This window comes from Saccharopolyspora rhizosphaerae, assembly GCF_003931915.1.
In the GTDB taxonomy this organism is placed as follows: Bacteria; Actinomycetota; Actinomycetes; order Mycobacteriales; family Pseudonocardiaceae; genus Saccharopolyspora; species Saccharopolyspora rhizosphaerae.
The window spans coordinates 165,260-190,236 of the sequence record NZ_RSAA01000004.1 but is presented as its reverse complement, the minus strand read 5'-3'; the positions used below and the strand labels follow the sequence as shown (position 1 = coordinate 190,236).

At 71.3% G+C, this 24,977-nt stretch carries 23 protein-coding genes and 1 riboswitch; of the genes, 16 read left to right on the top strand and 7 right to left on the bottom strand.

Annotated elements, in window-relative coordinates; translation table 11 throughout:
* Nucleotides 1–199 precede the first annotated feature (199 nt).
* The 6 genes from EIL87_RS04310 (at nt 200) to EIL87_RS04285 (ending at nt 8,683) form a co-directional block, all read left to right on the top strand.
* The gene (locus EIL87_RS04310; protein ID WP_125088834.1) at nt 200–1,528 is read left to right on the top strand and encodes a glutamate-5-semialdehyde dehydrogenase; all 1,329 of its coding nucleotides are present in this window, start codon (nt 200–202) and stop codon (nt 1,526–1,528) included.
* A 387-nt stretch (nt 1,529–1,915) separates the two neighbouring features.
* Nucleotides 1,916–3,124: a cytochrome P450 gene (locus EIL87_RS04305; protein ID WP_125088833.1), complete on the top strand. Its 1,209-nt coding sequence runs from the start codon at nt 1,916–1,918 to the stop codon at nt 3,122–3,124.
* 29 nt (nt 3,125–3,153) lie between these two features.
* Complete coding sequence (locus EIL87_RS04300) at nt 3,154–3,375, top strand: ferredoxin (RefSeq protein WP_125088832.1); 222 nt, start codon at nt 3,154–3,156, stop codon at nt 3,373–3,375.
* Nucleotides 3,376–3,675: 300 nt separating this feature from the next.
* On the top strand, nt 3,676–4,284 hold the full coding sequence (gene nadD, locus EIL87_RS04295; RefSeq protein ID WP_125088831.1) for a nicotinate-nucleotide adenylyltransferase: 609 nt from the start codon (nt 3,676–3,678) through the stop codon (nt 4,282–4,284).
* 743 nt (nt 4,285–5,027) lie between these two features.
* On the top strand, nt 5,028–6,302 hold the full coding sequence (locus EIL87_RS04290) for a sensor domain-containing diguanylate cyclase (RefSeq protein ID WP_125088830.1): 1,275 nt from the start codon (nt 5,028–5,030) through the stop codon (nt 6,300–6,302).
* Between the two features lie 527 nt (nt 6,303–6,829).
* Nucleotides 6,830–8,683, top strand: coding sequence for a putative bifunctional diguanylate cyclase/phosphodiesterase (locus EIL87_RS04285; RefSeq protein ID WP_125088829.1), 1,854 nt, complete (start codon nt 6,830–6,832; stop codon nt 8,681–8,683).
* Nucleotides 8,684–8,703: 20 nt separating this feature from the next.
* Here EIL87_RS04285 and EIL87_RS04280 read toward each other — a convergent pair whose 3' ends face one another.
* Together EIL87_RS04280 and EIL87_RS04275 are read right to left on the bottom strand one after the other, a co-directional pair.
* Nucleotides 8,704–9,423 carry a DUF1990 family protein gene (locus EIL87_RS04280; RefSeq protein WP_125088828.1) on the bottom strand — a complete coding sequence of 240 codons (720 nt, stop codon included), beginning with the start codon at nt 9,421–9,423 and terminating at the stop codon, nt 8,704–8,706.
* Nucleotides 9,420–9,629, bottom strand: coding sequence for a hypothetical protein (locus EIL87_RS04275; protein ID WP_125088827.1), 210 nt, complete (start codon nt 9,627–9,629; stop codon nt 9,420–9,422). The genes EIL87_RS04280 and EIL87_RS04275 overlap by 4 nt, the downstream gene beginning before the upstream one ends.
* Nucleotides 9,630–9,718: 89 nt before the next feature.
* Between EIL87_RS04275 and EIL87_RS04270 the strand changes: the two genes are divergently transcribed.
* The 6 genes from EIL87_RS04270 to EIL87_RS04245 all read left to right on the top strand — a co-directional run bounded on the left by EIL87_RS04270 (nt 9,719) and on the right by EIL87_RS04245 (nt 15,841).
* Complete coding sequence (locus tag EIL87_RS04270; protein WP_125088826.1) at nt 9,719–10,411, top strand: DUF1990 family protein; 693 nt, start codon at nt 9,719–9,721, stop codon at nt 10,409–10,411.
* Nucleotides 10,412–10,673: 262 nt separating this feature from the next.
* Nucleotides 10,674–11,057, top strand: a complete 384-nt coding sequence (gene rsfS / locus EIL87_RS04265; RefSeq protein WP_125088825.1) for a ribosome silencing factor — start codon at nt 10,674–10,676, stop codon at nt 11,055–11,057.
* Nucleotides 11,054–11,674, top strand: coding sequence for a histidine phosphatase family protein (locus EIL87_RS04260; protein WP_125088824.1), 621 nt, complete (start codon nt 11,054–11,056; stop codon nt 11,672–11,674). Before rsfS ends, EIL87_RS04260 begins: the two co-directional genes overlap by 4 nt.
* A 34-nt stretch (nt 11,675–11,708) precedes the next feature.
* A complete protein-coding gene (locus EIL87_RS04255; RefSeq protein ID WP_125088823.1) occupies nt 11,709–12,569 on the top strand; it encodes a DegV family protein in 861 nt (286 codons plus the stop codon).
* Nucleotides 12,570–12,692: 123 nt separating this feature from the next.
* A complete protein-coding gene (locus tag EIL87_RS04250) occupies nt 12,693–13,493 on the top strand; it encodes a ComEA family DNA-binding protein (protein WP_125088822.1) in 801 nt (266 codons plus the stop codon).
* The gene (locus tag EIL87_RS04245; protein WP_125088821.1) at nt 13,490–15,841 is read left to right on the top strand and encodes a DNA internalization-related competence protein ComEC/Rec2; all 2,352 of its coding nucleotides are present in this window, start codon (nt 13,490–13,492) and stop codon (nt 15,839–15,841) included. The genes EIL87_RS04250 and EIL87_RS04245 overlap by 4 nt, the downstream gene beginning before the upstream one ends.
* An 85-nt stretch (nt 15,842–15,926) precedes the next feature.
* Here EIL87_RS04245 and thrC read toward each other — a convergent pair whose 3' ends face one another.
* Entirely contained in the window at nt 15,927–17,195 is a 1,269-nt protein-coding gene (thrC, locus tag EIL87_RS04240) for a threonine synthase (RefSeq protein ID WP_125088820.1), read from the bottom strand.
* A gap of 14 nt (nt 17,196–17,209) precedes the next feature.
* Nucleotides 17,210–17,345, bottom strand: a riboswitch (SAM riboswitch).
* 97 nt (nt 17,346–17,442) lie between these two features.
* Between thrC and holA the strand changes: the two genes are divergently transcribed.
* Nucleotides 17,443–18,429 carry a DNA polymerase III subunit delta gene (gene holA, locus EIL87_RS04235; protein ID WP_125088819.1) on the top strand — a complete coding sequence of 329 codons (987 nt, stop codon included), beginning with the start codon at nt 17,443–17,445 and terminating at the stop codon, nt 18,427–18,429.
* Here holA and EIL87_RS04230 read toward each other — a convergent pair whose 3' ends face one another.
* Together EIL87_RS04230 and EIL87_RS04225 are read right to left on the bottom strand one after the other, a co-directional pair.
* A complete protein-coding gene (locus tag EIL87_RS04230) occupies nt 18,430–19,293 on the bottom strand; it encodes an EamA family transporter (protein ID WP_125088818.1) in 864 nt (287 codons plus the stop codon).
* Nucleotides 19,294–19,591: 298 nt separating this feature from the next.
* Nucleotides 19,592–20,122, bottom strand: a complete 531-nt coding sequence (locus tag EIL87_RS04225; protein WP_233576010.1) for a sulfite exporter TauE/SafE family protein — start codon at nt 20,120–20,122, stop codon at nt 19,592–19,594.
* 206 nt (nt 20,123–20,328) lie between these two features.
* Between EIL87_RS04225 and rpsT the strand changes: the two genes are divergently transcribed.
* Complete coding sequence (rpsT, locus tag EIL87_RS04220; protein WP_125088817.1) at nt 20,329–20,589, top strand: 30S ribosomal protein S20; 261 nt, start codon at nt 20,329–20,331, stop codon at nt 20,587–20,589.
* A 59-nt stretch (nt 20,590–20,648) separates the two neighbouring features.
* Here the strand turns inward: rpsT and manD are convergent, their stop codons facing one another.
* Together manD and EIL87_RS04210 are read right to left on the bottom strand one after the other, a co-directional pair.
* Complete coding sequence (gene manD / locus EIL87_RS04215; RefSeq protein ID WP_125088816.1) at nt 20,649–21,860, bottom strand: D-mannonate dehydratase ManD; 1,212 nt, start codon at nt 21,858–21,860, stop codon at nt 20,649–20,651.
* 184 nt (nt 21,861–22,044) lie between these two features.
* Nucleotides 22,045–23,382 carry an MFS transporter gene (locus EIL87_RS04210; protein WP_125088815.1) on the bottom strand — a complete coding sequence of 446 codons (1,338 nt, stop codon included), beginning with the start codon at nt 23,380–23,382 and terminating at the stop codon, nt 22,045–22,047.
* Nucleotides 23,383–23,466: 84 nt separating this feature from the next.
* Between EIL87_RS04210 and EIL87_RS04205 the strand changes: the two genes are divergently transcribed.
* Nucleotides 23,467–24,180, top strand: coding sequence for a GntR family transcriptional regulator (locus EIL87_RS04205; protein ID WP_125088814.1), 714 nt, complete (start codon nt 23,467–23,469; stop codon nt 24,178–24,180).
* Nucleotides 24,181–24,236: 56 nt separating this feature from the next.
* Nucleotides 24,237–24,617, top strand: coding sequence for a VOC family protein (locus tag EIL87_RS04200; protein ID WP_125088813.1), 381 nt, complete (start codon nt 24,237–24,239; stop codon nt 24,615–24,617).
* Nucleotides 24,618–24,977: the final 360 nt, after the last annotated feature.

Here is a 24,977-nt window from a genome sequence, read left to right as displayed (position 1 = left end):
TCCTACCGGACGTCGCTGACGAGCCGCGCCCGGGGCCGCGCGGGGCGTGTCGGGAACCGCTCACCGTGACCGGCGGTGCCGGGTGGAAGAACTCGCAGCGGATGACTTCGACGTCGACCCTCAGGGCTGCGGGTGACGCCGTCCTGAGGAGCGGGAAATGCGTTGTCGGGGGTCCGACGGCACGGATTAGGCTGGTGGGGTGACCGTCATCGAGTTCCCCACCTCTGACAAGGCGACCGGCGACGAGCTGCGCGAACAGGTGCGCGAGGCCGCGCGCCGGGCCCGCGAGGCCGCTGCCGGGCTGGCGCAGGCGACCCGCGGTGCCAAGGACGCCCTCCTGCACGACATGGCCGACGAGCTGGTCAAGCGCGTCCCGGAGGTCCTGGCCGCCAACGAGCGCGACGTGGCCGCCGCCCGCGAGTCGGGCATGACCGAGGCGCTGATCGACCGGCTGAGCCTGAGCGCAGGCCGGGTCGAGGCGATGGCCGACGGCTTGCGCACGGTCGCCGGACTGCCGGACCCGGTGGGCGAGGTGCTGCGCGGTCAGGTGCTGCCCAACGGCGTCCAGCTGCGCCAGGTGCGGGTGCCGCTCGGCGTGGTCGGCATCGTCTACGAGGGGCGGCCGAACGTGACGGTCGACGCCGCCGGTCTGACCCTGAAGTCGGGCAACGCGGTGCTGCTGCGCGGCTCGTCCTCGGCCGAGAACTCCAACACCGCGCTGGTGGCGGTGCTGCGCGAGGTCGTCGTGAAGCACGGCCTGCCCGCTGACTCCGTCCAGCTGCTGCCCTGCCACGACCGGGCCTCCGTGCAGCACCTGATCACCGCTCGCGGCCTGGTCGACGTGGTCATCCCGCGCGGTGGAGCGGGCCTGATCTCGGCGGTCGTCGAGCAGTCCACGGTCCCGGCCATCGAGACCGGCGTGGGCAACTGCCACGTCTACGTCGACTCCGCCGCGGACATCGACATGGCGCTGCGCGTCCTGCTCAACTCCAAGGCCCGCCGGCCGAGCGTCTGCAACGCGGCGGAGAGCTTCCTGGTGCACGCCGACATCGCCGAGGAGTTCCTGCCGCGCGCCATCAGCGAGCTCCGCGAGGCCGGGGTGACGGTGCACGGCGACGAGCGGGTGGTGGCCGTCGGCGGCTCCCACGTCGTGCCGGTCACCGAGGACGACTGGGACACCGAGTACCTGTCGCTGGACATCGCCGCCAAGGTCGTCGACTCGATGCCTGGCGCGGTCGAGCACATCCGCGAGCACGGCTCCGGGCACACCGAGGCCATCGTGACCAACGACGTCCGCGCGGCCCAGCAGTTCACCGCGCAGGTCGACGCGGCCGCGGTGATGGTCAACGCCAGCACGGCCTTCACCGACGGCGGCGAGTTCGGCATGGGCGCCGAGATCGGCATCTCCACCCAGAAGCTCCACGCGCGCGGCCCGATGGGGTTGCCGGAGCTGACCTCCACCAAGTGGATCGCCTACGGCGACGGCCACGTGCGCGCCGGCTCGGCCCCGGCCAAGCCGGAGTCCTGAGCGTGCTGCAGGCCGCCTCGGAGCTGTTCTCCGAGGCGGCCCCAGCGGGACTTCGCTCCGCGCCGGTGCCGACCAGGCGCTGTTCGCGGCGGTGCCGACCCGCCCAGTGAGCAGGTGGTCGCCGATCCGCGGACGAGCTGCCCCGGCAGCTGCTGACCACGCTCGCAATCGAGCACCCGTTGGTGGCGACGGCGCCCAGCTGCGCGCCTGGTGCTGGTAGCACGGCCCGCCCGGTGCGCGGCAGGAGCCCGCTCACCGGTAAGTCAGCCGTGCCGCCACGCCGCCAGGGTCTCCCGGATGAGCGTTGATCGGCTCGTGCACAGGCGTTTTCCGGGCGTAGCGTGACGTGTGAGTGCTCACCCACTGCTGCCTCGCGCGGAGCTGCGCATGACCACCACGGAGCCCAGGGCTTACCCGTTCAACATCGCGGAAGCTCTCGACCTCGATCCGATCTACGCGCGGTTGCGCGCGCAGGAGCCGTTGACCCGGGTGAAGTTGCCCTACGGCGAGAGGGCGTGGCTGGCCACCCGGTACGCGGACGTCAAGGTCGTCCTCGGCGACCCACGCTTCAGCCGAGCCGAGGCAGAGCGGCGCGATGAACCGCGGATGCGGCCCGGCCCGGCCGCCGGCGGGATCCTGTCCATGGACCCGCCCGATCACACCCGGCTGCGCCGGCTGGTCGCCAAGGCCTTCACCCAGCGGCGGGTCGAGCAGCTGCGCCCGCGCACCCAGGAGATCGCCGACGAGCTGGTGAGCGGGATGGTCGAGCGAGGTCGTCCGGTCGACCTGGTCGAGGAGTTCGCGCTGCCGCTGCCCATCACGGTGATCTGCGAACTGCTCGGCGTGCCCGTCGAGGACCGCGCCGACTTCCGGGTGTGGTCGGACGCCTTCCTGTCCACCAACAGGCTCTCCGACGAGCAGGTCAGCGGCTACACCGAGCGGATGTTGGACTACATCGCGGGCCTGATCGCGCAGCGCCGGGCCGAGCCCGCCGACGACCTGATCACCGGGCTCATCGCCGCCCGCGACGAGCACGACCAGCTCAGCGAGGACGAGATGGTCCTGCTCGCCACCGGGATCCTGGTCGCCGGGCACGAGACCACCGCCTCGCAGATCCCGAACTTCCTCCACGTGCTGCTGACCCACCCCGAGCAGCTGCGGCAGCTGCGCGCGGACCTGGACCTGGTCCCCCCGGCCGTGGAGGAGCTGCTGCGCTTCGTGCCGCTGGGCGTGGGAGCCGGCTTCGCGCGGTACGCGACCGAGGACGTGGAGCTCGGTGGAGTGCTGGTCCGCGCGGGCGAACCGGTCCTCGCCAGCATCGGCTCGGCCAACCGCGACGAGGCGGTCTTCGGCGACCCGGAGGAGCTGGACCTGCTGCGCGCCGAGGCCTCGCACGTGGGTTTCGGCCACGGGCCGCACCACTGCCTGGGCGCCCAGCTGGCCCGGATGGAGCTGCAGGTCGCCCTGCGCACGCTGCTGGAGCGGCTTCCCGGCCTGAGTTTCCCGCACTCTCCCGAGCAGGACGTCGAGTGGAAGACGGGACTTCTCGTCCGAGGGCCTCAGCGGATGCTGGTGTCGTGGCAAGGTGTGGGGTGATCTCGCTCAGAGGAAGAAGAGGTGAACTCATGAGCTGGTCGATCGAGGTCGACGCGAACACCTGCATCGGGTCGGGCATGTGCGCCGGGGTCGCCCCGGAGCACTTCGAGCTGGTCGACGGCTACTCCACACCGCTCCAGGACCGGGTGGAGCCGGCCGACGAAGTCGTCGACGCGGCGGAGTCCTGCCCGGTGGAGGCGATCGTGGTGAAGGAGGCCGCGACCGGGAAGGTCGTCGCCCCGGAAGACTGACCCCCCGGGGCGAGTGACGCAGATCACGCCCACGGTGGCGTCACGTTCTCAGGAACGCGCGGGTCCCACCCGTGCGCGCCCACGAGGCAGCGCCCGCGTTCCGAGGTGGACCCCCAGCCGCCGAGGTTCGCGCAGGGTTGCGGGGTCCGGTCGAGGGGGGAGCCTTGGACCGGACCCCGCGGCCGGCCACGGATCCCGGCGCGGGGGTCGAGGGGAGTCCGCGCTGGGACCGTGGCCTCCGACACCCCGGGGCGACCCGTTGATGTTCCTGGTGGCGGCGCTTCTCTAGGGTTGTCAGCTATGTCTCGTCGCCGGATCGGGGTCATGGGTGGCACCTTCGATCCCATTCATCACGGACACCTCGTGGCCGCCAGCGAAGTGCAGGCGCAGTTCGGCCTCGAACAGGTGATCTTCGTGCCCACCGGGCAGCCGTGGCAGAAGAGCCACGAGGTCGTGTCCCCGGCCGAGGACCGCTACCTGATGACCGTGATCGCCACCGCGTCCAACCCGCGGTTCCTGGTCAGCCGGGTGGACGTGGACCGCAAGGGGCCGACCTACACCGCCGACACGCTCACCGACCTCCACGCGGAGTACCCCGACGCGGACCTGTACTTCATCACCGGGGCCGACGCCCTGGAGCAGATCCTGTCCTGGCACCGCGTCGAGGAGATGTTCGAGCTCGCGCACTTCATCGGCGTCACCCGGCCCGGCTACTCGCTCGACGACGCGCACCTGCCGGAGGGCGCGGTCTCGCTGGTGGAGATCCCGGCCATGGCGATCTCCTCGACCGGCTGCCGCGACCGCGTCCGGGCCGGACTGCCGGTCTGGTACCTCGTGCCCGACGGCATCGTCCAGTACATCACCAAGCGCGGCCTCTACCGCGAAGTCCCCGCCGAGTGGGGCCCCTAGCAGGGACAACGCTGGAACGAGTGCAGGGCGAGGCTGTGCCGGAAGGGCCCACAGCCGAGCGCCCCATCGACGAGCGTCCGCCTCCGACCCACCGCCCCGGGCCACTCATGGGTGCAGGCGCTCAGAGTGATCGTCGGTAACTGTGTCCGAGCGCCAGCTGCACTGTCTTCACCGACGCCCCGAGCGGGTCCGCAGCGTCGCGAAGTAGTGCGGTGAGCCGTGCAGTCCAAGCCCCTGCGGCGGGCCTGCCCGCATCACCGCTGACCTCTTCGGCCCCTCCGGGGCCGCCTGCCCGCATCACCGCTGACCTCTTCGGCCCCTCCGGGGCCGCCTGCCCGCTGTCTGGTGCGCTCGGCCATTCGGGATGCCGGGCGTGCGGCTGGCGCCGGTCCCTGCGTCCGGGGGCGGAGGGCAGGCGACCGGGAACCACGGAGGGGCCGCAGCGACGGAAGAGACGTCCTCGCCGGACGGGCAGGCCCACAGGCTGAGGCGGTCGGGCTCGCAGGCCGCGGTTTCGTCGTGGCTGTTTCCTGCCTGCATCGCAGGTTGCCCCCTCGGCCCGACCTCGGTCGGGCTGGCGCCAGGTCGACGGGGTGGGCAGAAGCCTCCTTCCGCAGGGGATGACGGTCCACGGGGGAACCCGCGTGAACCCGTCTGCTTCGAGATCGAGGTGATGCCTCGTCCGCGCAAGAGCCGGGTAGTCGTGGAGGGGTCGTGTGTGCTCGTGCTGGGTGGTGGGGACGATGGACGCTTACCGTGTGGGAGTGGAGGCCGGAGGGCGGAGCACGATCGGCGAAATGGCGTGGGAGACGCTGTGGCAGCAGGCTCCTAGCCCGACCGTGCTGCTCGACTTGCAGGGCCGAGCCGTGGAGGTCAACCCGGCCATGTGCGGCCTGCTCGGCTACGACCGGGAGGAGCTGCTCCGCCTCCGTCCGGGGGAGGTGACGTACTCCGGTGATCCGGTTCTCGACAAGAAGGCGATCGACCGGCTCGTGGCGGAGGGCCCGGACAGCTTCGTGGACGAGAAGCGGCTGGTGCGCTCCGACGGCGGCGTCGTCTGGGTGCTCATCAACAGCTCACTCGTCCGGCGCCCGGACGGCAGCCCGCAGCTGGTCATCTCCCAGTGCCACGACATCACCGCCCGCCGCGAATCCGAGAAGCTCTGGCGTCAGACGTTGCTCAACGCCCCGATCGGCATGGCACTGCTGGACCTGCACTCGCACCTCCTGGAGGTCAACGACAGGCTCTGCGAGCTGCTCGGTCGCCGCCGCGACGAGCTGTTGGGGCAACGCGGGCTGGATCTGATCTACCCCGGCTACCGGAAACCGGTGGAGGCGATGTACGCCGATTTCCGCGCAGGCCGCGCCGAGACGGGCCGTCAGGAGGCGTGCGTGCGGCACCGCGATGGGCACCCGTTCTGGATGCTGGCCCGCCTCAGCGTGATGCGGGGGGCCGACGATCGGCCGGCCTACGTGGTCGGCCAGTACGAAGCGCTCGGGGTGGAGGCGCGGGTCAGTGAAGCGCGCCTGGTCGAGCTGACCCGGATGGCGTTGCACGACCCGTTGACCGGGCTGGCCAACCGCGCCCTGCTGATCGAGCGGTTCCAGCAGGAGCTCGCCGAGCTCGGCGGTGGGAGCGGGGTGCTCGCGGTGTTCCTCATCGACCTCGACGGGCTCAAGGAGATCAACGACCACTACGGGCACGAGGCCGGGGACCAGCTCCTGCAGGCCGCAGCACGCGAGCTGCTGTGCAGCGTGCGCCCGGCCGATACCGTGGCCCGCGTCGGCGGCGACGAGTTCGTCGTGCTCGCGCACCTCGGCGACGAGGCCCGGGCGGAGGTCATGCACGCCCGGCTCGTCCACCGGCTGAACACGGAGACCACCGCCGCCGGTCACCCCGTCAGGTTGGGTGCCAGCGTGGGCATGACCACCACCCACGACGCCTCGACCACCTCCCGCGCCCTGCTGGACAGCGCCGACCGCGACATGTACGCCCGCAAGCACGCCCGCCCGACGTAGAGCAAGACCGGCACGCATCCCCGCGCAGACAGGTGGACCGAGCGTCCTCACCCGAGGAGCAGGCCAAGAGGGTGAGGACGGTCGGCGAGCTCGTCCTCGCGGGGACGAGACGAGAGAGCGAAGCCCCGAAGGCTCTCCACGGAACCAGCTGTGCGTTCGTGGAGCCCCTCAAGCCTTCGCTCGCCGAGGAGGGCTCCAGGTCGAGCACGTCGCTGCACGCGGCGTCGCGGTGCGCCGCTCAGAACCCCCTGGCACCGGTTGGGACCCACGCCTGGGACAGCGGTTCCGGGGCGACGTGAACTGCTCCGAGGGCGTCAGGTCGCTCGTCGCGGCTCGGGTGTCGGATCGCTCCGGGTCCCTGACGCCTGATCAACCCGGATGTACGACCACGGTGGTTGGGCGAGTTGTGCGGGCGGAGACATTCGTCTCTGGCGGCACGAGGCAGTGGCGACTGGGCTGGGGTCATCGGGTTCCGCGGGCGCGGACCGCGCTTCGGGCGCGGTTACGCGCGGGGAGGTGCGTTGACCATGGCGCCACCAGCGCAGGCGCCGTGGGAGCTGTCGGATCTGGGTCTGTTGCAGCGGATCGTCCTCACCGGGTCGATCGAAGACGTCGCGAAGGCCATCGTGGACGAAGCCGCCGGCGGTGCGGGTGGGGACCTCTCGTGCGGGCTGACCTTGCCGCGGCGACCGGACGGGCAACTGCTGGTGGCGTCCAGCGACGGACTCGCACAGCGGCTGGACCGGCTCCAGCAGTCCCAGCGGGACGGGCCGTGCGTGTGGGCGCTGTCCACCGGGCACACCGTCGAGGTCGAGACGGTGAACGACCGGCTCCGCTGGCCGTTGTTCGCGGAGCAGTCGCGTGAGGCCGGAGTTCCGGTCACCCTGTCGGTGCCGCTGAACGCCGCCACGGGCACGGTCGGGGCGCTCAACCTCGACCGCAAGGAGCCGTGGAGCGAGGCCGAGCGCGAGCGCGCCTACCGCTTCGCCGAGCACGTCGCCTCGACCGTCGCGCTGGCCCAACGCCTGGCGCCGCTCAACGACGCGCTGGCCGAGGACGAATCAGCCGAGCTCGTCAGCCAGTTGCGCGAGCAGGTCGCCCACGACGAGCTGACCGGTCTGCTCAACCGCCGCGGTCTCGGCGATGTGCTCACCGAGCTGCTCGACAACGGGCTACGCGAGAACGTGGCGGTCCTGTTCTGCGACCTGGACAACTTCAAGCGCATCAACGACGGTCTCGGCCACGACGCCGGTGATGAACTGCTGCACACCTTGGCCCGGCGGTTGCGGGGAGGGCTGCCCGCCGGGTGCGTGCCCGCCCGGCTCTCCGGCGACGAGTTCGTCGTCCTCTGCCCCGACGTCAACGCGGTCGGCGGCTTGGAGGCGCTCACGGACCAGGTCGGCGAGCTGCTGCGGATCACGATGCCGCTGAGACCGCAGGGCATGGTCGAGGTGTCGGCTTCGATCGGTGCCTGCACCGTCTCCGGGCCCGAGACCACGGTGAAGGACCTGTTCCGGTACGCCGACGCTGCCATGTACGCCACCAAGGAGCGCGGGCCCGGCAGCGTCTCGGTGGCGGACGCGTCGTTGATCGCCGAGGTCGATGCGCACCTCGGCCTGGAGAGCGACCTGCGCCGAGCCCTCGAAGACGAAGACCTGGTGCTGCACTACCAACCGATCGTCGACCGGGGCGGGGTCATCCTCATGGCCGAGGCGCTCCTGCGTTGGCCGCACCCCGAGCACGGCATGCTCAGCCCCGCGACGATCCTGGCCACGGCGCACCGCGGCAACCTCGTGAACCGCCTGGACGAGTACGTGCTGCGCCGGGCCGCGAGCGAAGCGGCCGCCTGGTCGGAACTGGCGCCGAACCCGCCTGCGGTGGCGGTGAACCTGAGCGTCGTGCCCGATGATCCCCGCTACAGCGAGCACGTCGTCAACGTCATCAACCGCACCGGGCTCGAGTGGTCTCGGCTGGTGCTCGAGATCACCGAGATCCGGTTGGCCACCCTCGCCGAGCCGGCCCGCAGGGCGATGCTCGGACTCACGAGCCGGGGCATGCGCTTCGCGCTCGACGACTTCGGAACCGGGTACTCCTCCCTGGTCCACTTCGAGAGGCCCCCGGTCAGCATCATCAAGCTCAGCGGCAACTTCATCTCCGACCTGGCGGAGAACCCCACCCACCGCGGGATCACCACCGCAGTGCTGGCCATGGTCACCAGCATGGGCCAGGTCTGCATCGCGGAAGGCGTCGAAAACCCCGCCCAGTTCCAGATCCTCGCGAACCTCGGCTTCTCGGCCTTCCAGGGCTACCTGTTCTGCCGCCCTGTGTCCCTGCAGGAGCTGCACACCCTGCTCGCCGGTGGCCCGCTCCCGATGCCCTGACGCCCGGCCCCGCAGGTTGGTCAGCCCGGGTGGTCGAGGCGGGCGTGCACCACGTCGAAGCGGTGCGGGACGCCGTCCGACGGCGCCAAGGCCACGCCGTCGGATACTCGTGGGGGACCCGGGGGTCGTCCGGCCAGGCTCTCCCGCACGAGCCGCTCCAAGCGCACCCCGCAGTGGCCGTAGAAGCGGAGCTGGGTCGGCCTGCCGAACAGCGCCCAGCCCAGCTCCACCACCGGGCCCAGACCGGGCGAGCGTTGCGAGCAACCGGAGACGACGAACTCCACGCGACCTGAGCCGGGGTGCTTGACCACCAGGTAGCTCATCTTCCCGCGCTCGAGGTGCCCCTCGAGCGTTTCGTAAGCCCAGCCCCAAACCCGCTGCGGGCTGCTTTCGTCGACGACCTCCGTGATGCGCACGCCCATGTGGAAGCGCATGCCGGAGAAGCGGCCTTCCAACAGCAAGTCCCGGCCGAGCAGCGGGGAGCCGCACCGGTAGATCGCGCGGATCCGGCTGGGGACGGCGAACTCGTAGTCGCGGACCAGCCGGCACGCCGTCTCCCAGATCCTGCCCGGCTCGGGCGGTCCGGGCCGTTCCACACCGAGGAAGCGGCGGTGGGTGTCGAAGTTCCAGTGCGGCTCGCGGACCTCCTCGGCTGCGTAGTTGACCTTCCGCCACGTCAGGTCGTCCAGCGCCGCGACGTGGTCGACACCGACGAGCAGGCCGCTGCGGGAGCCGCTCACTCGAGCTCGCGGAGGGTGTCGCCGATCAGCCAGAGGGTGGTCGGCCACAGCCCGACGAACAGCGCCCTGCGCTCGGCGTTGCCGCGCTCGTCCTGGTCGACGGTCTTCGCCCGGATCCACAGGCCGATGCACAGCCCGACCGATCCGAGGGAAGCCAGTTGCAGGTACGCGCTGCGCACCCCGAGCCGGTGTAGTAGCGCGATCACCGATGTCACCTCGCTGACGTGTGAGCCTGCTCGACTGTTGGGACCATGCCAGCATCCCTGCTTCCAGCTGGTTCCGCGAAGGGAACGTGATGGTCAAGATCACCAGGTACGTCACCCTGTTGGCGGGGTGGTTGATGGGCATGGCGCTGGTCTCCTGGCGCTACCTGTGGCAAACCACGCCCTTGCACCGCGACGAGGTGACCGTGCGGACCGACGACCGGCCGCCACCGGAGATCCCGCCGGAACTGCTCGACGAGCGTTCCCAGACCGACGACGAAGGTGTGGGCGAGCTCTACCACCGCCTCTTCAGCGTGCGGATCGAGCAGGGCACGCGTGATTGCACGGACCTGGTGCGGCAGGTCAAGGAGAACCTCAACTGCGCGGCTCCCACCGAGGTGGCCAAGTTCTACAAGACCAGCGGCGGGATGGACGACATGCGCCTCGGCGACGAGTTCCTGGTGCGCATGCCCGGTCCGTGGGACGGGCCGGTGCGGGTCGTCGGCTGCGATGAGGAACGCTTCCGCTTCGTGACGTTGAAGGGGCACCTCGAAGCGGGTCAGATCGAGTTCCGGGCGGTGCCCGACGAGGCCGGCCTCCGCTTCGAGATCGAGACGTGGGCACGCCCGAGCAGCGAGCTGGTGAACCTCCTCTACGCCCGGCTCCGGCTGGCCAAGGAGATGCAGCTGAACATGTGGGTGCGCTACTGCCTGAGCATCGTGGACGTGTGCGGAGGACGCGCCAGCGGAGGGGTCAGCGTCACCACCCGGCGCGTCCTCGCGTGAGGCGCGGTCGGCACCGCGCCGCCTGAGCGGCTGCGACACGTCGGTCCAGGGCACGTGCACACTGGTGGTGGCACGGGTGCGGCCCCCAGGGCACGCCGGGTCACCGAGCGCAGCCCCGCCCGGCGCCGGCCCGGGCGCCCGCCGGGCGGCGTGGATCAGAAGGCGTGCTGGTCGTCGGGGAGGCCGGGCGGGTCCTCCCGGGTACCGGCGGCCTATCCTGCTACCCGGCGTGGGCAGACCGAGCCCGGCCGAGAGGAGTGACGTGGCAGCCACCGAGAAAGCACGCGAACTGGCGCAGGTCGCCGCCCAGGCGGCGGCCGCCAAGAAGGCCAGTGACGTGGTCCTGCTGGATGTCTCCGAACAGCTGGTCATCACCGACTGCTTCATGATCGCCTCGGCGTCCAACGAGCGGCAGGTCGAAGCGATCGTCGACTCGGTCGAGGAGAAGATGCGCGCGGCGGGGGTCAAGCCGGTCCGGCGCGAGGGTGCTCGTGAGGGCCGGTGGGTCCTGCTGGACTTCGTCGACGTCGTGGTGCACGTCCAGCACGAGGAGGAACGCTCCTTCTACCAGCTGGAGAAGCTGTGGAAGGACTGCCCGCGGATCGAGTTCGTCGACCAGGACCAGCCCGCCGAGGAAGACGAGTGAGCCTCGACCGGCTCGTGCTGTGGCGGCACGGCGAGACCGACTACAACCTGGCCGGACGCATCCAGGGACACCTCGACAGCTCGCTGACCGCCAACGGCGTCGTGCAGGCCGAGCTGGCCGCACCGGAGATCGCGCGGTTCGAGCCGGCGGTGGCCGTCAGCTCGGACCTCAACCGCGCCCGCACGACCGCCGCCGCGTACGCCAAGCTCAGCGGTGAGCCGGTGAAGCTGGACAAGCGGCTGCGGGAGACCCACGTCGGCGAGTGGCAGGGCCTCAGCGGAGCTGAGGTCGAGCACGGCTGGCCGGGGGCGTTGAACACGTGGCGGGCGAACCCGGACTGGGCGCCGCCGGGCGGCGAGTCCCGCGTCGAGGTGGCCACCCGCGCCGGCGAGGTCGTCACCGAGCTCGACGACCAGTACGAGGGCACCGCGCTGCTGTGCGCCCACGGCGGTCTGATCACCGCGCTGACCGCCAAGCTGCTGGCCCTGCCGGTGGAGCTGTGGCCCGGGCTCGGCGGGGTGCGCAACTGCCACTGGGTGGTGCTCAAGCGCCGCAGTCCCAGCGACCACCGGTGGCGGCTGGTGGCCTACAACGCGGGTCCGCAGAGCCACGCGTGATCGCCGCGGCCGTCTGACGTCGTAGGGTGGCGCCGTGTCCATTGCCGTCGTCACCGATTCCACGGCCTACCTGCCTTCCGGATACGCCGCTCGGTACGGGGTCCGGATCGTCCCGCTGCACGTCAGCGTGGACGGGGGGAAGCACGTCGACGAGACCGGGTTCTCGCCCGGCGACCTCGCCGAGGCCCTGGCGCACAAGCACCGGGTGACCACGGCCAGCGCCACCTCCGGTGAGCTGGCGCGTGCCTACCGGCAGGCCCTCGACGACGGCGCCGAGGGCGTGGTCGCGGTGCATCTGTCGCGGCAGCTGTCGGGGACCTGGGACGCCGCGCGGCTGGCTGCTCGCGAGACCGACCCGGACCGGGTCCGGGTCGTCGACTCCCGGTCGGCCGCGATGGGACTCGGGTTCTCCGTGCTCGCCGCCGCCGACGCCGCGGCGGCGGGAGCCGACCTCGACGAGGTGGAGCACACCGCCGCGGTGACGGCCGCGCGCACGACGACCACGTTCTCCGTGCAGACCCTGGAGTACCTGCGGCGCGGTGGACGGATCGGCACCGCGGCCGCCGTGCTCGGCACCGCGCTGTCGATCAAGCCGCTGCTGCACGTCCACGACGGGCGCATCGACGCGCTGGAGAAGGTGCGGACGACGACCCGCGCGATGGCCCGGTTGTGCGACCTCTCGCTGGACGCGGCGGGGTCCGGGAGCGCGGCGATCGCGGTGCACCACCTCGCCGCTTCCGAGCACGCCGAGCAGCTCGCGGCGCGCTTCACCGCCGAGCTGGGCGGGTCGGTGGAGTGCGTGGTCTCGGAGGTCGGCGCGGTCATCGGGGCGCACATCGGTCCTGGATCGGTCGGTGTGGTCGTGCTCCCGAACGGGTGGCGTTTCAGCGGGTGAGGACCTTCCGGGTCGCGGATTCCACACCATCGAGCTGAATCCCGACGCCTTCCCGTCCACAGTAGTCAGATGCACGGAAAATGTTCGTGCACAACGTCTTTCGCCCGCGCTATCGTCGTCGGCATGTTCGACTCCACGCTCTTCCGCGCCACCGACGACGACTCCTACGAGCAGCTCGACACCCGGTCCCGGTTGCAGACCCTGCGCCGCGAGGCCGAGCACGACGAGCCGACGCAACGCCTCGAGCGCAACTACTCGGTGAAACCGCCGGACAGCGGCCGAAGTTCGCCGCTGTCCCGGTTCGCCGAGAGGTGGCTGCCCGAGTCCCTGCTGCGGTCCAGAGTGGACCCCGGCAGGGCAGGGGTGCTCGCGATCGGGCTGGTCGTGGTCGTGCTGCTCGGCGTGCTGGTCCTCACCTGGAGCGGACGTCCGACGGCCGAGTCCGCACCGCCACCCCTGCCGCCCGCGCCGCCGCCCGTGATGACCAGCACCACCGCTCCCGCCGAGCTGGTGGTCAGCGTCGTCGGCCGGGTGACGAACCCCGGCCTGGTCACCGTCCCCGCCGGATCCCGGATCGCCGATGCCGTGACGGCGGCCGGTGGGCCACTGCCCGACACCGACTTGACCAGCCTCAACCTCGCCCGCCGTCTCGCCGACGGCGAGCAGCTCTACGTCGCCATCCCGGTGCCACCGGGCGCCCAGACCGGGCAGTCCGGTTCGGGTGGCGGTGACGGCAAGCTCGACCTCAACGCGGCGACGAAGGAGCAGCTCGATGGACTACCGGGAGTCGGCGAGGTCACCGCCGAGCGAATCCTGCAGTGGCGCACCGAACACGGCCGCTTCGACTCGGTGGACCAGCTCCGCGAGGTCGGCGGGATCGGTGACGCCCGGCTGTCCAAGCTGCGCGACCTGGTGCGGGTGTGATCCGGCGGCCGGACCTGCGGCTGGTTCCGGCGGCCGCGGCGGTCTGGCTGGTCACGTTGCTGGGGCTGCACGTGGGCTCGGTGCCCGCGGTGGTCGCGGCGCTGGGTGTGGTCGGCGCGGTTCCGCTGGTCCGGCCGCTCTCCCGGCGCGGGCCGGGGGCCCGGGCGGTGCTCGTGGTCCTGCTCCTCGCGGGAGTCACGGCCACCGGCATCGCCTTCCGGGTCCACGACGTCGAGGCGCACCCGCTCCGGCACGCGGCAGACGCAGGAGAGCCGGTGACGGTGCGGGTCGAACTCACCGCGGCGCCGACCCCGCTGCGCGGTGCGGCTTTCGGTGGCAGGCGGGCGCAGGACCGCTCTCTCGCTCGTGCCGAGGTGGTGACCACCGAGGTCGGTGGCCGGCAGTACCGGTCTGGCGGGTCGGTGGTGCTGCTCGTGCCCACCGAGTCGTGGGGCCGGTTGACCGCCGGGCAACGAGTCACGGTCCGAGGAGAGGCCGCGCCCCCGCGCGACGGTCGGCTGGTCGTGGCGGTGGTCCCGGTCTACCGAGCGCCCAGCGAGGTCGCCCCGCCACCGGAGTGGCAGCGCCTGGCGACCGACATGCGGTCCGGGCTGCGCGCGGTCGCCGCGCAGCGGCTCGGGCCCGAGGCTGCGGGACTGCTGCCCGGGTTGGTGGTCGGTGACACGACCGGCTTGCCACCGGAGGTGGAGCAGGAGTTCGACGCGGCGGGGCTCACGCACCTCACGGCCGTCTCGGGAGCCAACCTGGCGATCGTGTGCGGTGCGGTCCTGGTGCTGCTGCACCTGCTGGGACTGGGACCCGTGGTCTGCGCGTCCGGGGCGGCGGTGGCGCTCGTCGGCTTCGTCGGGCTGGCAGGTCCCGAGCCGAGCGTGCTGCGCGCTGCGGCCATGGGCGCGATCACGCTGCTCGCGTTGGTGCTCGGGCGTCGCCGGTCGGCGCTGCCCGCGTTGGCGGCGAGCGTGATCGTGCTGCTGCTCCTGCTGCCGGAACTGGCCACCAGTGCGGGGTTCGCCCTGTCGGTCGCCGCGACGGCGGGTCTGGTCCTGCTGGCACCCGCGTGGGCGGCGGCGTTGCGCACGCGCGGTGTCCCGCTCGGGCTGGCCGAGGCGATCGCGGTCCCGGTGGCCGCGCACGTGGTCACCGCGCCCCTGATCGCCGCGATCTCCGGTGGGGTGAGCCTGGTGGCGATCCCGGCGAACATGCTGGCTGCGCCGGTGATCGCGCCCGCGACGGTGTTCGGCGTCCTGGCCACCGTCACCGGGCCGGTCTCGAGCTGGGTGGCGGGTCTGCTCGTCACGCTGGCCGGGCCGGAACTGGAGTGGGTGCTGCTGGTCGCCGACCGCGCTTCGGCGGTACCGGGCGCGGTCGTCGACTGGCCGACCGGTACCGGCGGCGGTCTGCTGCTGGCCGTGCTGGTGCTGGTGGGGCTGATCGCGTTGCGGGGGAGGAGGATTCGGCTGCTGGCCGTGGTGGCGGTGCTGATCAGCGCGCTGATCGTGCTGCCGGTGCGCACGATGCTGCCCGGCTGGCCGGTGCAGGGGTGGAGCGTGGTGGCTTGTGACGTCGGGCAGGGCGACGGTCTCGTGCTGGCCACCGGGACGCCGGGGGAGGCCGTGGTGGTCGACACCGGACCGGATCCGCGGCGGGCAGCGAACTGCCTGCGGCGCTTGGGGATCCACCGCGTCCCGCTGGTGGTGCTGACGCACCTGCACGCCGACCACGTCAGCGGTCTGCGCACCGTGCTCGGCGAGATCCCGGTGGGTGCGGTGGGCATCGGGCCGCTGCGGGAACCGAGGTGGGCCTACGACGACCTCAGCCGCGACACCCGCGCGCGTCGCACGCCGGTCATCGCGCTGGGGTCCGGTCAACGGCTGGCGTGGCCGGGACTGGTGCTCGACGTGCTGGCGCCGGACCCGCGCGTGACCCGCACGCAGGACGCCGACGACGCCAACGACGCCTCGCTGGTGATCCGCGCGTCCACGCCGGCGGGCCGGGTCCTGCTCACCGGCGATGTCGAGCTGGCCGGGCAAGGGCGGTTGGTCTCCTCCGGCGTGGACCTGCGGGCCGACGTGCTCAAGGTCCCGCACCACGGTTCCCGCTACACCACACCGGACTTCCTCGGCGCGGTGCGACCGAGGCTCGCGCTGATCAGCGTCGGCGCGGGAAACGACTACGGGCACCCGAACCGGTTCGTGGTCGAGGCGCTCACCCGCGCGGGCGCTCGCGTGCTGCGCACTGACCAGGAAGGGGACATCGCCGTCCTACCGGGACCGCAGGGGCCGCGATCCGCCTCGCGCGGAGATCCCCTGCGCGCCACCGATGACTGACCGGCGGGAGTCGGCGGAAGAAGAGGGCGGGTGGCGGTCTTCGCAGACCGCCACCCGCCCGGAAGAAGGGAGGTGCCGAAGCGGCTCAGAGACCCAGCGCCTGGTCCACCGACTCGGTGGACGGGGCGACGGTGGCCTTCGGACCGAGCTCGCCCTCGACGGCGTCCAGGGTCTTGAGGCCGTCACCGGTGATCAGCAGCACGGTCTCGGCGTCCGGGTCGATCTTGCCCGCCTCGATGAGCTTCTTGGCGGTCGCCACGGTCACACCACCGGCGGTCTCGGCGAAGATGCCCTCGGTGCGGGCCAGCAAGCGGATGCCCGCGCGGACCTCGTCGTCGGTGACGTCCTCGATGGCACCGCCGGTCTTGCGGACGATGTCGAGCACGTACGGACCGTCGGCGGGGGCACCGATGGCCAGCGAGCGGGCGATGGTGTCCGGCTTGACCGGCTGCACCACGTCGTGGCCCTCGCGGAAGGCGGTGGAGACCGGGGAGCAGCCGGAGGCCTGCGCACCGAAGATCTTCACCGGGCTTTGGTCGACCAGGCCGACCTGGCTGAGCTCGTTGAAGCCCTTGTGGACCTTGGTCAGCTGCGAGCCGGAGGCGATCGGCACGACGATCTGCTCGGGGATGCGCCAGCCCAGCTGCTCGGCGACCTCGAAGGCCAGGGTCTTGGAGCCCTCGGAGTAGTAGGGCCGGACGTTGACGTTGACGAACGCCCAGTCCTCGTGCTCAGCGGCGAGCTCGGTCGCCAGGCGGTTGACGTCGTCGTAGTTGCCGTCGACGGCCAGCAGCGAACCGTCGTAAACCGCGCTCATCAAGATCTTGGCGCGCTCGAGGGTCTTGGGCACGAGCACGACCGAGTCCCAGCCGGCGCGGGCAGCGGCGGCGGCCACGGCGTTGGCGAGGTTGCCGGTCGACGGGCAGGCCAGGACCTTGAATCCGAACTCGCGGGCGGCGGCCAGCGCGACGGCGACGACGCGGTCCTTGAAGGAGTGCGTGGGGTTGCCGGTGTCGTCCTTGATCCAGATCTTCTTCACACCAAGCGCCTTGGCGAGGTTGTCCGCCTGGATCAAGCGGGTACAGCCGGGCTCGGTGTTGGGGATCTGGTCCACGTTGCTCGGCACCGGCAGCAGCTGCTTGTAGCGCCAGATCGAGCGCGGACCGGCCTCGATGTCCTCGCGGCGGATCTTGCCGAAGTCGTAGGCGACTTCGAGCGGTGAGAAGTCTTCGAGGGAGACGAATTCAGGGGCCAGCGGCTGCCGGTGTCCCTCTTCCTTGGACACCAGTTCGACGGCGTTGCCGAGGTCGAACTTCTTGCCGGAGGTCGTGGTGGCTTGGGCAGCAGCGGTCATCGCGCGAGGTCCTCTCCTCATCTGTCCCGCGGGCGGGTCGGAATTGGCACCTGTCTCGTCTGTGACCTCGCGCCGGAATTCGCACGATGCATCAGACGAACGGTTGCCGGGGCTTCAACGGGCCGTTCCCTCTGCCCCTCTGGATGAGCTTTTCAGTTGTGCCAGCAACGTTAGTTGAACGAATGTCTTCCTGGCCAGTGCGCATCCAGATGGCGAGACTGTCACGGCCCCATGGGAACATTCCTGCATGAGCTCACCGACCGTCGTCGCGGACCCGCTGCACTTGGTGCTCGGAGACGAAGAGCTGCTGGTCGAGCGCGCGATGTGGGCCGCCGTGGGAGCGGCTCGAGCCGCCGATCCGGAGGCGGACTTCAGCCGTGTGAAGGTGAGTGACCTCACCCCTCCGGAGCTCGCTGAAATGCTGAGTCCCTCCCTGTTCGCAGAGGCACGGGTGCTGGCGATCGAGTCGGCGCAAGACGCGGGCAAGGAGATCGCTGAGGCGTTGCTCACCCACGCCCGGCAACCGGCCGAGGGTGTGACCTTGATCGTGTTGCACACCGGCGGTGGGCGCGCCAAGCACGCCAAAGAACTGCCCAACGCGCTGAAGAAGATCGGTGCGCGCGTCACCGAGTGCAAGAAGATCACCAAGCCCGCCGAACGAGAAGCGTTCGTGCGCGACGAGATCCGCCGGGCCGGGGGCAAGTCCGACGCCGGCGGGGTCAGCGCGCTGATCGAGGCGGTCGGGTCGGACCTGCGGGAACTGGCCGCGGCGGCCTCGCAGCTGGTGGCCGACACCGGCGGCAAGATCGACGCGGACGCGGTCCGCCGCTACTACCGGGGCCGCGCCGAGGTGACCGGCTTCGCCGTCGCGGAGAAGGCGGTGGTCGGTGACCGCGCGGGCGCGCTGGAGGCGTTGCGGTGGGCGACCCAGCTCGGCGTGCCGCACGTGCTCATCGCCGACGCGCTGGCCGACTCGGTCCGCACCATCGGTCGCGTCGCGTCGGCCGGCGGCCGCAACGACCCCTACCGGCTCGCGGGCGACCTCGGCATGCCCGCGTGGAAGGTCAAGAAGGCCCAGTCCCAGTCGCGCGGCTGGACCCCCACGAGCCTGGCCACCGCGCTGCAGGTCGTCGCCGAGGTCAACGCGGGCGTGAAGGGCATGGCCGCCGATGCCGACTACGCCTTGGAGACGGCGGTCCTGCGCCTGGTCTCGTTGCGCAACCAGCGCTCCTGATCACGCCACGCCGAGCAGCACGACCCCGGCGAGCACCACGACCGCACCCGTCAGCCGCCGCACCGCCTGGGCCTCGCCCAGGAGCCGCCACGCCAGCAGTCCCGCGATGACGATGCTCAGCTCCCGCGCCGGCGCCACCAGGCTCACCGGCGCCAGTTGCATCGCGAACAGCACCAGGACGTAGGCCAACGGCGACAGCAGGCCGACGGCGAGGATCTCCCGCCGGTGCTCGGACCAGATCCGCACCAGCGCGTCGCGCCGCACGACCGCGTAGGGGGTCAGCAGGGCACTCCGGGTGAGGTTGTTGGCCCAGTCGAACAGCAGCGGCGACAGCGCCAGCCCGGTCACCGCGTGCGCGTCCCACACCGTGTAGGTCGCGATGAGGGCCCCGGTGAGCAGCCCGAACCCGACACCGGCGAGGTTCGCCCCGGCCCGCGGCACCCCGTCGGACAGGCCGATCACCAGGACGCCCGCGACCACCAGCAGGCCGCCGCAGATCCCGAGCCAGCCCGGCCGCTCCTGCAGCACCAGCACCGCCACCACCATCGCCAACATCGGGCCGGTCCCCCGCGCCAGCGGGTACACCACCGACATGTCGCCGACGGAGTAGCCGTGCTGCAGCAGCAGGAAGTAGCCGAGGTGGACGACGGCGCTGACCAGCACGCCCAGCAGCCACGTGCTCAGCGGTGGTGCGCCGCTCACCAGCAACGCTCCGGCGGCGACCGGCAGGTAGAGGACGGCCGAGCAGGTCGCCGTCAGCCACACGAACCCGGCCCCGGAGGAACCGGCGCGCTTGGCGAAGAAGTTCCACCCCGCGTGCGCGAATGCGGCCAGGACGACGAGAACGACGGCGGCTGCGCCCATGGGTCCAGGGAGTTTAGCCGTGATCAGCCGCTGAGGGCGATCTCCCAGCCGAGGCTGCAGACACGTCCGACCACGACCATCAGGAACACGTGGCGCACGAACCCCGAGCCGCGGCCGGCGGCCAGCGCCGCACCCAGGACGCTCCCGGTGATGTTGCTGGCGCCACCGCCAGCCCGAGGTCCCAGAGCACCTTGTCCGCCGGGACGAAGAAGGCCAGCGCTCCGAGGTTGGTAGCTACGTTGACGACCTTCGCCGTCGCCGAGGCGGTGAGGAAGGCGAAGCCGGCGAGGCTGACCAGCTAGAACACCAGGAACGACCCGGTGCCCGGCCCAGCGACGCCGTCCCAGAACCCGGTCACCGCGCCACCGAGCAGCATCTGCACCAGCTGGCCCCGCCGCACGAAGCGGGGAGCGTCCACCGAACCGAGGTCGGGCCTGCGCCACGTGTGGACGTCGACCACGACCAGCGCGACGAGCACCACCACGTTGAGGACCGAGGAGGGCGGCGCGTCGGCCAACGCCGCTCCGTCCAGCGAGCCGAGCAGCGCCACCAGGGCCATCGGCAGCGCGGCCCGCCAGTCCACCGGCGTGCGGGTGGCGTAGGTGCGGGCAGCGGCGGAGGTGACCGCGATCGCGGCGACCTCGCTGGTGGCCAGCGAGTGCACCACCTCGCCGCCGGGCAGCAGCACCAGCATCGCGGGCAGCTGGACGAGCTCACCCCCGCCGACGACCGCGTCGACGGCTCCGGCGAGGAACGCCGCCGCGCAGAGGAAGAGCAGCCCGGCGAGGGTCAGATCGGCGAATCCGGGCCAGTTCGACGCGGTGAGCACGAGGCTTCACCTCATGGTCGACGCGCAGCCGCCCCTCAGCGGTGGTGCGCCTCCTCGGTGCGCGCGGACCACTCGGCGAACGCGCAGGTGAGGCTTGCTAACATGGTCGACCGTGCCGTACGGCATTCCGCCGTGGAGGAAACTGGCCTTCGGGCCGGGCCGATCGAGTGCGGCACGCGAGTCGACTGACGAGGAAAGGCGCACCAGTGGCCAACATCAAGTCCCAGATGAAGCGGATCAAGACCAACGAGGCCAACCGCCAGCGCAACAAGGCGGTGAAGACCCAGCTGAAGACCGCCATCCGCAAGTTCCGCCAGGCCGCTGACGCCGGCGAGAAGGAGAAGGCCGCTGAGCTGCAGCGGATCGCCGCCCGTCAGCTGGACAAGGCCGCCAGCAAGGGCGTGATCCACAAGAACCAGGCCGCCAACAAGAAGTCGGCCATGGCCGTTCGTGTGAACAAGGTCTGAGTTTCCTCAGTCGACGGAACGGCCCCTTCCCCGCAGCGGGGGAGGGGCCGTTCCGCGTTTCACCAGTCGTGCATCGAGCCGTCGCGACGGCGGTTGACCGGCAGGTACCGCGGCTCGTACGGGAACCGCGCGGCGGCCTCCTCGTCGACCTGCACGCCCAGGCCGGGCTCGTCGCTCGGGTGCAAGTAGCCGTGGGCGAAGGTGTAGCCGGTGTGGAACACCTCCGCGGTCTGCTCGGTGTGCCCCATGTACTCCTGGATGCCGAAGTTCGGCACCGTCAGGTCCACGTGGAGCGCGGCCGACAGCGACACCGGTGAGAGGTCCCCGGCCCCGTGGCAGCCGGTGCGCACGCCGTGCAGCTCGGCCAGCGCGAAGATCCGCCGCAGGTGCGTGATGCCGCCCGCGTGGGACACCGAGGTGCGGACGTAGTCGATCAGCCGCTCGCTGATCAGCTGCTGGCAGTCCCAGATCGAGTTGAACACCTCACCGACCGCGACCGGCGTCGTGGTGTGCTGCCGGATCAGCCGGAACGCGCTCTGGTCCTCCGCGGGGGTGGGGTCCTCCATCCAGAACATCCGGTGCTCTTCGAGGTCCTTGCCCAGCCGGGCGGCCTCGATCGGCGTCAGCCGGTGGTGCACGTCGTGCAGCAGGTGGAAGTCGAAACCGAAGCGCTCCCGGACCGCGCCCATCACTTCCGGTGCGTGCCGCAGGTAGGACTCAGTGTCCCAGCGCCCCTCCTCGGGAACGGCCGAGGACGCGGGTTCGTAGAACTCGCCCCGGGCCGGTACGCCGTAGGCCTTGTCGACCCCGGGCACCGACGCCTGCGCGCGGATCGCCAGGTAGCCCTGCTCGAGGTGCGCGGCGACGTCGTCGAGCAGCGCCGGGACGTCTTCGCCGGTCGCGTGGCAGTAGGCCAGCACGCCGTCCCGGGCCGGGCCGCCGAGCAGCTGGTGGACGGGCATCCCGGCGACCTTGCCCTTGATGTCCCACAGGGCGACGTCGACTGCCGCGATCGCGGTCATGGTCACCGGGCCGCGCCGCCAGTAGGCGCCCTTGTACAGGTACTGCCAGGTGTCCTCGATGCGCTGCGCGTCGCGGCCGATCAGCAGCGGGCAGACGTGGTCGCGCAGGTAGGACGCCACCGCCAGCTCGCGCCCGTTCAGCGTGGCGTCGCCCCAGCCCACCACACCGTCGGCGGTGGTGAGCTTGAGCGTCACGTAGTTGCGGCCGGGGGCGGTGACGATGACCTTCGCGTCGACGATCTGGGACAACTCGGTCCTCTCCAGTGGTGGGTTCGACAGGGCTGCTCGCGCTGCTCACCGTCCGGTGTGGCCGTCCGGTGTGGACCCGCACGAGCACTGGGACCGCTCGTGCCGAGCCGCGCAGGTGCCTTCGAAGTTCTCGCGAAGTTCGAGGGGGACCCAGGCGGCGCGGCGGAGCGAAGCCTCGGCAGGGTCAGTGGGAAGTGGTGCTCGGCCAGTCCGCGTACTCGGTGCCGCCGCGGCGGTTCGGTGCCGTCTCAGGCAGGAACCGCAGGCCGACCAGGCTCAGCGCGATCAGCGCCGCCACGTACACGGCGACCCAGGTGAAGGCGCCGTCGGCGAGCACGAGGAGCGCGGAGGCGACGACGGTGAACGGCCCGCTGGCGATCATCGCGCCGAACTGCCACACCACCGAGACACCGCTGTAGCGGACATGGGAGGGGAACAGCTCCGGGAAGTAGGAGGCCTGCGGCGCGTAGGTCCCGGCGTGGCCGAAGGCCAGCCCCGCGACCATGAGCAGCGTGATCAGCACGACGTCGCCGCTCTCCACCGCCAGGAACGCCGGCACGAGCAGCACCAGGTTGACCACGGCGGCTCCGATGAAGGTGGTGCGGCGGCCGATGCGGTCGGTGAGCTTGCCCCACAGCGGGAGCAGGACCAGCTCGGCGATGATCGCGATGATCACCGCGTCCAGGACGATCGAGCTGTCGACGTCGTGCGCCTTGGCGTAGGAGACGAGGAAGACGGTGTAGAGCGGGAACACGGCGGCTTCGACGAACTTGGCGAGCATCCCGCCGAAGACCTCGCGGCGGTGGTGCGACAGCAGCTCCCCGAGCGGCGCCCGCTGCGGTTCCTGCTGCTTGACGGCCTCGAAGGTCTCCGACTCGGGCACCCGCATCCGGATGTAGAGGCCGATGACCACGACCACGGCGCTGAGCAGGAACGGCACCCGCCAGCCCCAGGACAGGAACGCCTGCTCGGGCAGCTGCGCCTCGAGCACCGCGAACAGCACGGTCGGGATCAGGTAGGCCGCGGGCGACCCCGTCTGCACGAAGCTCGCGTAGAAGCCGCGCCTGTTCGCCGGCGCGGCTTCGGCGGTCAGCAGCAGCGCGCCGCCCTGCTCTCCGCCCACGCCGAAGCCCTGCAGCAGCCTGACCAGCACGAGGATGATCGCCGCCCACAGGCCGATCTGCTCGTAGGTGGGCATCAGGCCGACCACGAAGGTGCCGAGACCGGTGAGCAGCAGCGTGTAGACCAGCGTCTTCTTGCGGCCGATCCGGTCGCCGAGGTGGCCCCACACCAGACCGCCGAGCGGGCGGGCGAAGAAGCCGACCGCGTAGGTGGAGAACGCGGCGAGGGTGCCGACGAGCGGGTCCACCTCGGGGAAGAAGACCTCGTTGAACACCAGCGCCGACGCGGTGCCGTAGATGAAGAAGTCGTAGTACTCGGCGATCGTGCCGATCACCGACGCGGCGACCGTGCGGCGCAGCGATCTGGTCGTGCCGGCCCGCGGCTCGAGGTCCGTCGGCATCAACCCACCTCCCGTTTTGAATAGCAGCGCTACCATACAAGCGCTGGGATCCTAGAAGTCAAGGTTGTCGATAGGGTGGTGACCATGGCGAGCACAGCGGGCAAGACCTCGGCGCGGGTGGCGGTCCACCGCGAGATCCGGCAGCGCATCATCACGCTGCAGCTGCCCCCGGGACACCCCTTGTCGGAGAACGAGCTGGCCGGAGAGCTCGAGGTCTCCCGCACGCCGGTGCGCGAGAGCCTGCTGCTGCTCGCCGAGGAGGACCTGGTCCGGGTGTTCCCGAAGCTGGGCTCGTTCGTCGCCAGGGTCGACCCGCAGCGCATCGCCGACGCCCAGTTCGTCCGGGAGGCCGTCGAGACCGCCTCGCTCTCCGACGCGGTGGAGCGGCGCACCGACCAGGACGTCGAAGCCCTGCGCGACCTGGTGGACCAGCAGCGCTCCGCCGCCGAGGACGTGGACCGGTTCTTCGGGCTCGACGAGGCCTTCCACCAGCGCCTGCTCGCGGCTGGTGGTCACGCCAACGCCTGGCGCACGGTCGAGCAGGCCAAAGCCCACCTCGACCGCGCGCGACGCCTGGGGCTGCGGACGGTCAGCCCGGTCTCGGTACTGATCGACCAGCACGCCGAGGTCGTCGACGGCTTGGCGGCTCGTGACCTCGCGGCAGCCGTCGCGGCCCTGCGCGGCCACCTGCGCGCGGTGTTCGACGACGTCGAGCGGATCAGGGCGGAGAACCCGGGGCTCTTCGTCGACAGCTCCGACGAACGCCCGGTCAGGCGCAGCATCACCGTCCTGCGGTGACGACCCGCGGCACCGCTGTTCGGTGTTCTCGCGGGCGCACCGGTAGAAAGGCGGGCATGGAGGTCTTGAACAGCCGGATGATCCTGCGGCCCGCCGACCACGACCGGTCGGTCCGGTTCTACCGGGACGTCCTGGGCTTGGCGATCTGCCGCGAGTTCCCGGGCGGCACGGTGTTCTTCCTGGGCCAGGGGTACCTGGAGGTCTCCGGCCAGGGTGACGCGGGCCCGAGCCCGGACCAGGTCCTGTGGCTCCAGGTCCGAGACCTCCGCGCCACCTTCGACGAGCTCCGCGACCAGGGCGTCACGATCGTCGCCGAGCCCGAGCAGAAGCCCTGGGGTCTGCACGAGGGGTGGATCACCGACCCCGACGGCATGCGCGTCGTGATCGTCGAGGTCCCCGCCGACCACCCGATCCGCAGGGACACCCGCGGCGACTAGGTCCTGGTTCAGGGATCGTCCGTGCTCAGCGGTGCGGGTCACCCCGGTGCCGCCTGCTGAGTCACCCCCGTCGAACTTCGCGCGAGTCGAACGCACCTCTGCGGCTCGGGGCTCGGGCCGTGGCCGCCGCGTTCCTGACCAGCTCCTGGGCTCGGCTCGTGGTCCAGGGCTGACCGGTCGCGGGTGGGCTGGGAGCCTCGAGCCGGCCACCTGGTGTTCGCGGGTGACCGGGAGTTGGACGTCGGGCACCGGGCGTGGCGTGGGACTATGGGGTGGACCCTGCGCGCCATCCGCCGGGGAGACCCGGGCCGACGTCTGCCGACGAACGCCGACAGCCGTAGGAACGCCGCCGACATCCGA

Bases quoted from the DNA above. Each gene is read 5' to 3' on its own strand.
- EIL87_RS04305 (WP_125088833.1), top strand. From the start codon at position 1,916: ATGACCACCACGGAGCCCAGGGCTTACCCGTTCAACATCGCGGAAGCT.
- EIL87_RS04300 (WP_125088832.1), top strand. From the start codon at position 3,154: ATGAGCTGGTCGATCGAGGTCGACGCGAACACCTGCATCGGGTCGGGC.
- nadD (WP_125088831.1), top strand. From the start codon at position 3,676: ATGTCTCGTCGCCGGATCGGGGTCATGGGTGGCACCTTCGATCCCATT.
- EIL87_RS04290 (WP_125088830.1), top strand. From the start codon at position 5,028: ATGGACGCTTACCGTGTGGGAGTGGAGGCCGGAGGGCGGAGCACGATC.
- EIL87_RS04285 (WP_125088829.1), top strand. From the start codon at position 6,830: ATGGCGCCACCAGCGCAGGCGCCGTGGGAGCTGTCGGATCTGGGTCTG.
- EIL87_RS04270 (WP_125088826.1), top strand. From the start codon at position 9,719: ATGGTCAAGATCACCAGGTACGTCACCCTGTTGGCGGGGTGGTTGATG.
- EIL87_RS04250 (WP_125088822.1), top strand. From the start codon at position 12,693: ATGTTCGACTCCACGCTCTTCCGCGCCACCGACGACGACTCCTACGAG.
- thrC (WP_125088820.1), bottom strand. From the start codon at position 17,195: ATGACCGCTGCTGCCCAAGCCACCACGACCTCCGGCAAGAAGTTCGAC.
- holA (WP_125088819.1), top strand. From the start codon at position 17,443: ATGAGCTCACCGACCGTCGTCGCGGACCCGCTGCACTTGGTGCTCGGA.
- EIL87_RS04230 (WP_125088818.1), bottom strand. From the start codon at position 19,293: ATGGGCGCAGCCGCCGTCGTTCTCGTCGTCCTGGCCGCATTCGCGCAC.
- EIL87_RS04210 (WP_125088815.1), bottom strand. From the start codon at position 23,382: ATGCCGACGGACCTCGAGCCGCGGGCCGGCACGACCAGATCGCTGCGC.
- EIL87_RS04205 (WP_125088814.1), top strand. From the start codon at position 23,467: ATGGCGAGCACAGCGGGCAAGACCTCGGCGCGGGTGGCGGTCCACCGC.
- EIL87_RS04200 (WP_125088813.1), top strand. From the start codon at position 24,237: ATGGAGGTCTTGAACAGCCGGATGATCCTGCGGCCCGCCGACCACGAC.